The 8,429-nt window shown below is 70.1% G+C and carries 5 protein-coding genes, 5 tRNA genes and 1 pseudogene; 2 read left to right on the top strand and 9 right to left on the bottom strand.

The features are described 5' to 3' along the window. Positions 1–2 precede the first annotated feature (2 nt). The 9 genes from IE107_RS22950 to IE107_RS22910 form a co-directional block, all read right to left on the bottom strand. Positions 3–75 (bottom strand) — tRNA-Glu (locus IE107_RS22950). Positions 76–100: 25 nt separating this feature from the next. After that, positions 101–172: transfer RNA gene (locus IE107_RS22945), tRNA-Gln, on the bottom strand. Positions 173–184: 12 nt separating this feature from the next. Continuing rightward, positions 185–257: transfer RNA gene (locus IE107_RS22940), tRNA-Glu, on the bottom strand. A 60-nt stretch (positions 258–317) separates the two neighbouring features. Beyond that, positions 318–390 (bottom strand) — tRNA-Glu (locus IE107_RS22935). 25 nt (positions 391–415) lie between these two features. After that, a tRNA-Gln gene (locus IE107_RS22930) sits at positions 416–487 on the bottom strand. An 87-nt stretch (positions 488–574) separates the two neighbouring features. After that, on the bottom strand, positions 575–1,294 hold the full coding sequence (locus tag IE107_RS22925; protein WP_189545823.1) for an HAD family hydrolase: 720 nt from the start codon (positions 1,292–1,294) through the stop codon (positions 575–577). 124 nt (positions 1,295–1,418) lie between these two features. Then, entirely contained in the window at positions 1,419–2,891 is a 1,473-nt protein-coding gene (gene gltX, locus IE107_RS22920; protein WP_189545822.1) for a glutamate--tRNA ligase, read from the bottom strand. Further along, entirely contained in the window at positions 2,884–3,660 is a 777-nt protein-coding gene (locus tag IE107_RS22915) for a fumarylacetoacetate hydrolase family protein (RefSeq protein WP_189545821.1), read from the bottom strand. Before IE107_RS22915 ends, gltX begins: the two co-directional genes overlap by 8 nt. Before the next feature lie 153 nt (positions 3,661–3,813). Beyond that, positions 3,814–4,002 carry a hypothetical protein gene (locus tag IE107_RS22910; RefSeq protein WP_189545820.1) on the bottom strand — a complete coding sequence of 63 codons (189 nt, stop codon included), beginning with the start codon at positions 4,000–4,002 and terminating at the stop codon, positions 3,814–3,816. Positions 4,003–4,581: 579 nt separating this feature from the next. On the opposite strand from IE107_RS22910, the gene IE107_RS22905 reads away from it, so the two are divergent. Next, the gene (locus IE107_RS22905; RefSeq protein WP_189545819.1) at positions 4,582–8,337 is read left to right on the top strand and encodes a sensor histidine kinase; all 3,756 of its coding nucleotides are present in this window, start codon (positions 4,582–4,584) and stop codon (positions 8,335–8,337) included. Positions 8,338–8,346: 9 nt separating this feature from the next. Then, positions 8,347–8,429: pseudogene (locus tag IE107_RS22900) on the top strand (roadblock/LC7 domain-containing protein); the annotation flags it as partial.

Below are 8,429 nucleotides of genomic sequence, written 5' to 3'. Positions count from 1 at the left end.
TGTACCCCCGACCGGATTCGAACCGGCGCTACTGCCGTGAGAGGGCAGCGTGCTAGGCCGCTACACAACGGGGGCTTGTTACTACTTTTGCATTTCTGCGCTGGGCTACCAGGACTCGAACCTAGAATGACGGTACCAGAAACCGTAGTGTTGCCAATTACACCATAGCCCATGGTGTTACAAGTACCCCCGACCGGATTCGAACCGGCGCTACTGCCGTGAGAGGGCAGCGTGCTAGGCCGCTACACAACGGGGGCCCTAGCGATCCTGCATCGAGAGCGTGGGTGCGACCCAGACGATCTCGCGGGAAGGATCTGTACCCCCGACCGGATTCGAACCGGCGCTACTGCCGTGAGAGGGCAGCGTGCTAGGCCGCTACACAACGGGGGCTTGTTACTACTTTTGCATTTCTGCGCTGGGCTACCAGGACTCGAACCTAGAATGACGGTACCAGAAACCGTAGTGTTGCCAATTACACCATAGCCCACCAAAACTCAACCCTTTGTGAGGGTTTTGTTCGGCTTGCGCTTCCCGTTCGGATCTTTCCTCCCGCTCGGGCGGCGCAGGAAGAACATTACCCGAAGGTGTCCGGCGCTCCAAAACGGGTATTGCCTGCCAGCAGCCCGGGCAGCTGATCGAGCCCGCTGATGCGGACGAGCTCGGGCCGTCCCCCGCGCCCGCCCCGGTCCAGCCAGATCCCCATCAGCCCGGCGGCGACCGCCCCACCGGCGTCGATGTCCGGCTCGTCCCCCACGTACGCGACCTCCTCCGGCTCCAGCGCCAGCTCCTCGCAGGCGGCGTGGAAGGCGGCGGCCTCGGGCTTGGACACGCCCAGTTCCACGGCGCACACCACGGCCTCGAAACGGTCCCGCACCCCGAGCGCGCGCAGCTTGCGGTCCTGGTTGTGGATGCTGGAGTTCGACAGCACCGCGTGCCGGAACCCGTCCGCCAGCAGATCCAGCACCGGCAGCACATCCGGGAAGAGCGCCCAGGCGGCCTCGTAGTGGGCCACGTGCCGAGCAAACCAGTCGTCGGCCTCCTCGTCCTCCAGCGGCCGCGAGACGAACTCCCTGACCCGGTCCCGGCGCTGTCCCTGGAAGTCGGTCTCCCCGGCGGCGAACCGCGCCCAGTGCGTGTCGGTGATCGTCCGCCATGCGACGAGGGCCTGCCCGACGGTTCCGTATCCGTCGGGCAGGCCCTCGTGTTCGAGATGCTTGCGCATGCCGATGCTGTCGGCACCGGTGTAGTCGAAGATCGTGTCGTCGATGTCCCAGAGGACCGCGCGGATCGTCATGCAGCCCAGCGTAGAGGCGCGTACGGCGGGCACGGCGGGTTCGCGCCAGTGCGGCTACGACGGCGGGAGGGGCGGCAGCCGCGGCTGCCGCCCCTCCCGTGGGTGCGCGTCGGTGGAAGCGCCGTTACGCGGCCAGCTTCGCCAGGGCCGCGTCGATGCGGGCGATCGTCCTCTCGCGGCCCAGGATCTCCAGGGACTCGAAGAGCGGCAGGCCGATCGTGCGGCCGGTGACCGCGACGCGGACCGGGGCCTGGGCCTTGCCGAGCTTCAGGCCGTGCTCCTCGCCCGCGGTGAGGACGGCGTTCTTCAGGGCGTCCGCGTTCCACTCGGCGTCGGCCAGCTTGGCGCGGGCCGTGGCGAGGAGGGCGTCGGAACCCTCCTTCATCGCCTTGGTCCAGGACGCCTCGTCCGTCGCCGGCTGGTCGAGGAAGAGGAAGTCGACGTTGGCCGTGATGTCCGACAGGACCGTGACGCGGGTCTGGGCGTGCGGGGCGATCGTCGCGAACCGGTCCGCGTCGAAGGCCTCCGGGGCCCAGGGGGCGAACGGAGCCTTCAGCCAGGGGCCGCAGGCCTCGGTGAACGCCTTCACATCCATCTTGCGGATGTGCTCGGCGTTGATGTGCTCGCACTTCTTCAGGTCGAAGCGCGCCGGGTTGGCGTTGACGTCCTTGATGTCGAACGCGGCCACCATCTCCTCGATGGAGAAGATGTCCCGGTCCTCGGCGATCGACCAGCCCAGCAGGGAGAGGTAGTTGAGCAGCCCCTCCGGCAGGAAGCCGCGCTCGCGGTAGAGGTTGAGCGAGGCCTGCGGGTCGCGCTTGGAGAGCTTCTTGTTGCCCTCGCCCATGACGTACGGGAGGTGGCCGAAGGCGGGGGTGCCCTTGGCGATGCCCAGCTCGATGAGCGCCTTGTAGAGGGCGAGCTGGCGCGGGGTGGAGGAGAGCAGGTCCTCGCCGCGCAGGACGTGGGTGATCTCCATCAGCGCGTCGTCGACCGGGTTGACCAGCGTGTAGAGCGGGGCGCCGTTGGCGCGGACGATGCCGTAGTCCGGCACGTTCTCCGGCTGGAAGGTCAGCTCGCCGCGGACCAGGTCGGTGAAGGTGAGCGCCTCGTCGGGCATCCGGAAGCGGACGATGGACGTCCGGCCCTCGGCCTCGTACGCGGCGATCTGCTCGGGGCTCAGCTCGCGGCAGTGGCCGTCGTAGCCGGACGGCTTGCCGGCCGCGCGGGCGGCGTCGCGGCGGGTGTCGAGCTCCTCGGTGGTGCAGTAGCAGTGGTACGCGTACCCGCCCGCCAGGAGCCTGTCGGCGACGTCCTTGTAGATGTCCATCCGCTGCGACTGGCGGTACGGGGCGTGCGGGCCGCCGACCTCGGGGCCCTCGTCCCAGTCGAAGCCGAGCCAGCGCATCGAATCCAGGAGCTGGTTGTAGGAGTCCTCGGAGTCACGGGCGGCGTCCGTGTCCTCGATGCGGAAGACCAGGGTGCCGCCGTGGTGCCGGGCGAAGGCCCAGTTGAACAAGGCGGTGCGGACCAGGCCCACGTGGGGGTTGCCGGTCGGGGAGGGACAGAAACGTACACGGACTGGTGCGTTAACCACGCTTGATCACCTTGTTGGTGAGAGTGCCGATGCCTTCGATGGTGACGGCGACCTCGTCGCCGACATGGAGGGGTCCGACCCCTGCGGGAGTGCCGGTGAGGATCACATCGCCCGGGAGCAGCGTCATGGCTTCCGTGATGTGGACGACCAGATCCTCGATCGAGCGGATCATGTCGCTCGTACGGCCCAGTTGGCGTTGCTCGCCGTTGACCGTGGCCTGGATGGTCAGGTCGTGGGGGTCGAGGTCGGTCTCCACCCAGGGGCCGAGCGGACAGGAGGTGTCGAAGCCCTTGGCCCGGGCCCACTGCTTCTCGCGCTTCTGGACGTCGCGGGCGGTGACGTCATTGGCGCAGGTGTAGCCGAAGACGACGTCCTTCACGCGCTCGCGCGGCACTTCCCGGCACATGCGGCCGATGACCACGGCCAGTTCGGCCTCGTGGTGGAGTTCGTTCGAGAAGGAGGGGTACTCGATCGCGTCGCCGGAGCCGATCACCGACGTGGTGGGCTTGAAGAAGGCGACGGGGACGTCCGGTACCTCGTTGCCGAGTTCCGCGGCGTGCTCCGCGTAGTTGCGACCGATGGCCACGACCTTGTTCGGGAGCACGGGCGGCAGGAGGCGGACCTTGTTCAGCGGGACCTTGGTGCCGGAGAGCTCGAACTCGGCGTACGGAATGCCCTTGATGATGTCGAGGACGAGACCATCGGGCCCCTCGCCCTCGACGGCGCCGAAGGCGACATTGCCGTCGATGGAGAACCTGGCGATGCGCACGGGATGCTGTCGCCCCTCACTTGCTGGCTGAAGACTGACGCTCCAGGCTAACGCGTTGCCCGGCGGGGATTGCCCCAATTGCCGGGCGGCGTGACGGGGCGGCCGCGCGGGGGCGGGGGCGCCGGCACGGGTGAGGGGGACGCGGTGTCCGCGTTACTCCGCGACCGCGGCGGTGACCGGGGCTTCCATGAGGACGGTGCGGCGGGGGTTGGCCGTCTGGGTGGGCAGGACCACGGCGTGCTCCGGCTGCTCCGGCGTCTGCAGCGCGTCGGCGTCCTTCAGGTGCGCCAGCGTGGTGCGCCGGGGGTTGGCAATGTTGCGGAACATCATCGTCGTCTTCATCTGCCGTTCGGACCCTGTCGGTTGCGGGCGCCACCCGGAGGGGCGCCGGTTGTCGGATTTGCCATCCCTGCAAAGCGTCAGGCTAAACATCCAATTCCCTCCGGAAGCCCGGAAGAGGCGGCGATCATTATGTGAGTTTGCTCACGACCGTGCCGACAATTCTCCCATTTCAGGCACTCGAACACGCCCACAGAAACGGACATTACGGCACTGAATCAGTCATTCCACTCCTGACCATGTCGACTGGGACACTCATTACACCTCGCTTGTTCATCCGTAATGGTCCGGTTTATCCGTGATCACGCTGCACTGCTTGTTACTCAGCCATCACAACGCGTCACCCGCGTCACAGCCCGGCACGGGGCCCTTGTTGGAGATCCGGCACTGTGCTGGAATTCCACGCACCGCCGCGGGTTTCAAGCCGGCGCGCAGGGGCGCAACGGAGCGCCGAGTGGCGGCGGAAAGGGGAAGGACGCCGGTCACTCACGACCACCATGGGGCGGGTACGACGCCCCACGACGCCGACACCGTCCCACCGCCTCGCGCGGCGGGACGCCTGGTCCAGAGGTTGCGACGCTAGTGCAGGGACGTTTCAAGAGGGATGGCAGCGCTGCGGCGGAGCAGGAGCCGCACGGCGGGACCGACCGCGGTTCCTCGGCCCAGCACGCCCAGAACCCCGGGCCTGCCGCGGCCGGCGACAGTGGCGACCGTGCTCAGCGCCCCGGTGCCACGGCGAACGGCGACGTCGATCCGGTCCCGTCGCCGAAGTCCCGGGGCTCCGCCAGCACCGGCTCGCGCGTCGCTCTTCGCAACTGGCGCATCAGCACGCGTCTGGTCTCCCTGCTCGCCCTTCCGGTGGTCGCCGCGACCACGCTGGGCGGTCTGCGGATCAACGAGTCCATGAGCGACATCCAGCAGCTGGACCACATGCAGCTGCTGACCAAGATGACCAAGCAGGCGACGTCGCTCGCCCAGGCCCTCCAGGAGGAGCGCGACCGTTCGGCCGGTCCGCTGGCCAACGGGGTCAAGCCCGACGACTTCAAGGTCACCGAGCCCCGCAAGAAGACCGACCGGGCGAAGACGGCCTTCCTCGACGCGACGACCTCGATCGGCGACCCCACCGGCGACGAGGCCCTCGAAGGCATCTATTCGAGCGTCACCCAGATCGCCAGCCAGCTGGCCGACATCCGGAACATCCGCAAGTCGGCGTACGCCAAGGGCACCCCGAGTCTCCAGACCGTCGACCAGTACAGCCAGCTGATCACCTCGCTGCTGAGCCTCTCGCAGGACATGGCGCAGGCGACCAGCAACTCCGAGATGATCAAGCGGACCCGGGCGCTGGCGGCCTTCTCCTCCGCCAAGGAGTACGCCTCGGTCCAGCGTGCGATCATCGCCGCGGCCCTGCCCGGCGGCAATGACAAGCAGCCTCATCTCGACGAGAACGACAAGCAGTTCGGCCGCGCCGCACTGCGCAAGGAGGCCTCGGCCCTCCGCTCCTTCAAGGCCGTGTACGGGGCGACCGGCAACAACGCCGACGAGCTGACCGCCACGCTCGAGGAGGGCAACCCGGAGATCAAGGCCGCCGGCACCTACGCGAAGAAGGTGCTGGACAGCCCCTCGGGCATGACCGGCACGGCGCGCCGTTCCTACCTGGACTGGTACGACCAGAGCTCCACCAAGATCCAGGCGATGAAGACCATCGAGGAGACCCTCCTCAGCGACATGGAGGGCAAGGCCCGCGAGCTCCGCGACGAGTCGAAGCGCGAAGCGATCATCAGCGGTGCGCTCATCCTGCTGGTGCTCGGCGTCTCGCTGGTCGGCGCCTTCGTCGTCGCCCGGTCGATGATCCGTTCGCTGCGGCGGCTCCAGGACACGGCTACGCGCGTCGCCCAGGACAGGCTGCCCGAGCTCGTCAAGCAGCTCTCCGAGGCCGACCCGCAGGACGTGGACACCTCCGTCGAGTCGGTCGGTGTGCACTCCCGCGACGAGATCGGCCAGGTGGCCGCGGCCTTCGACGACGTGCACCGCGAGGCCGTCCGCCTCGCCGCCGAGCAGGCCCTCCTCCGGGGCAACGTCAACGCGATGTTCACCAACCTCTCGCGCCGCAGCCAGGGCCTCATCCAGCGCCAGCTCTCGCTCATCTCCGAACTGGAGTCGCGCGAGGCCGACCCGGACCAGCTCTCCTCGCTCTTCAAGCTCGACCACCTCGCGACCCGTATGCGCCGTAACGGCGAGAACCTCCTCGTCCTCGCGGGCGAGGAGCCGGGCCGCCGGTGGACCCGCCCCGTCCCCCTGGTCGACGTGCTCCGTGCCGCCGCCTCCGAGGTGGAGCAGTACGAGCGCATCGAACTGGCCGCGGTGCCCGCCACCGAGGTCGCGGGCCGCGTGGTCAACGACCTCGTGCACCTGCTCGCCGAGCTGCTGGAGAACGCCACGTCGTTCTCCTCGCCGCAGACGAAGGTCAAGGTCACCGGTCACGCGCTGCCCGACGGGCGGGTGCTGGTCGAGATCCACGACACCGGCATCGGCCTCTCCCCCGAGGACCTCGCCGCGATCAACGAGCGGCTCGCCTCGCCGCCCACCGTGGACGTCTCGGTCTCCCGCCGCATGGGTCTGTTCGTGGTCGGCCGGCTGTCCCTGCGTCACGGCATCCGGATCCAGCTGCGGCCCTCCGACTCCGGTGGCACGACCGCGCTGGTCATGCTGCCCGTCGACGTCGCCCACGGCGGCAAGCAGCCGGCTCCCAAGCAGGCCCCCGGACAGCAGTCCGGTGCCCCGGGCGGTCTGCTCGCCGGTGGTCCGGCGGGCGCGGGCAACGGCTCCCGCCCCGGCCCCGGTGGCGCCCCGGCCGGCCCGGCCGGCCGTCTCGCCTCCGGTCCGAACGCTCAGCACGGTCAGGTCGGTGCGGGCTCCGCGCCGCGTGCCGCACTCCCCTCGCGCGACGGCGGTCCCCGCCACCAGCAGAACCCGCAGGGCCGGCAGAACGCCGGTTTCCAGTCCGCCGGGCTGTCCGGCACCGGGCCGCAGGACGGTTCCCGCCCGGAGCCGCAGCGTCAGGGCGGCGGCCTCGCCGGCGCCTTCGGCAACGGCGCCCGCCTCGGTGCCCGCGGCCAGGGCGACGGACCGGGCCGTCCGGAGTCGGGCGGGCCCGACCTGTTCAACCCGAACCGCCAGGGCCCGGACCGCCGGGACCAGAACGGCCCCGTCGCCCCCTGGCAGCCCTCGCAGCCGCAGCAGGCCCGGCAGAACCCGGCCGGCCAGGGCGAGCCCGACCGCCAGCTGCCGCCGGTCGGCGGCCCGCGCGCCGAGCTGCCCGGTGGCAACCCGCAGCCGCAGCGTCCGCAGACCACCAGCTGGGGTGCCAAGGAGTCGTCCGCGCCGCGGCGTACTCCGCTGGACGCCCCGCGCGGTCACGAGGAGCCCGAGTCCACCGGCCGGTTCCAGCGGCCGATGAGCCCGCCGCTCGCCCCGCGGCCGGCCCTGGACGACAGTCAGGACCCCGCGAGCACCGCTCAGTTCGCCCGCCCGGACTTCTCGGCCCCGGCCCCGCAGGACCCCTCCCAGGACCCCGCGAGCACCGCTCAGTTCGCCCGCCTGGACTTCTCGGCCCCGGCCCCGCAGAACCCGTCCCAGGACCCCGCGAGCACCGCTCAGTTCGCCCGCCCCGACTTCGGCCGGCCGCAGCCCGTCCGGGCGCAGGACCAGGGCCTGCCGGCCCCGCGTCAGCGCGGCCGGGACGAAGAGGACTTCGGTGCTCCGCGTCCGCCCGTCGAGCCCACCGGCGACGCGCAGTACCGCCCGGTGCTGCCGCCGCAGCCGCAGCCCGAGGCGCTGCCTCCGGCGGCCGGGCCCGGGGACGGTCGTACGCCGCTGTACGACACCCTGGAGACGAACTGGTTCCACGGCCCGCAGCAGGGCGGCCAGCAGCCGCCCGCCGAGCCGCAGGCGCCCGCACCGTTCCCCCCGCAGTCGGCCCCGGAGCCATCCGCTCCCGCGGCGCCGCGCCGCGGCGGAGGCGACACGGGCGGCACCGCAAGTTCCTGGCGCCCCTCGCCGAACGACGAACTCGTACGGCAGGCGGAGCGGGTCAAGAAGCCCGCGGCAGGCGGAGTCACCACTTCCGGGCTGCCGCGCCGGGTGCCTCGCGCCAACCTGGTGCCGGGTACCGCCCAGCAGCAGAACCATCAGTCCGGTCCGCAGGTGTCACGCGCCCCCGATGATGTACGCGGGCGGTTGACCAATCTCCGCCGGGGCATCCAGCAAGGACGGCAGGCCAACAGCGGCCAGTCGACCGGCAGTTTCCCACTCGGCCCCACTCACCAGCAGGAGCGTTAGTTGAGCCCGATGAGTCAGGCCGCGCAGAATCTGAACTGGTTGATCACCAACTTCGTGGACAACACCCCCGGGGTGTCGCACACGGTGGTGGT

The organism is Streptomyces gelaticus, assembly GCF_014649535.1.
In the GTDB taxonomy this organism is placed as follows: Bacteria; Actinomycetota; Actinomycetes; order Streptomycetales; family Streptomycetaceae; genus Streptomyces; species Streptomyces gelaticus.
The sequence above is the reverse complement of the archived record's forward strand: the minus strand, read 5'-3'. Positions and strand labels throughout refer to the sequence as shown.

Coding starts and splice junctions, on each gene's coding strand:
- IE107_RS22925 (WP_189545823.1), bottom strand. CDS start 1,294: ATGACGATCCGCGCGGTCCTCTGGGACATCGACGACACGATCTTCGAC.
- IE107_RS22910 (WP_189545820.1), bottom strand. CDS start 4,002: ATGAAGACGACGATGATGTTCCGCAACATTGCCAACCCCCGGCGCACC.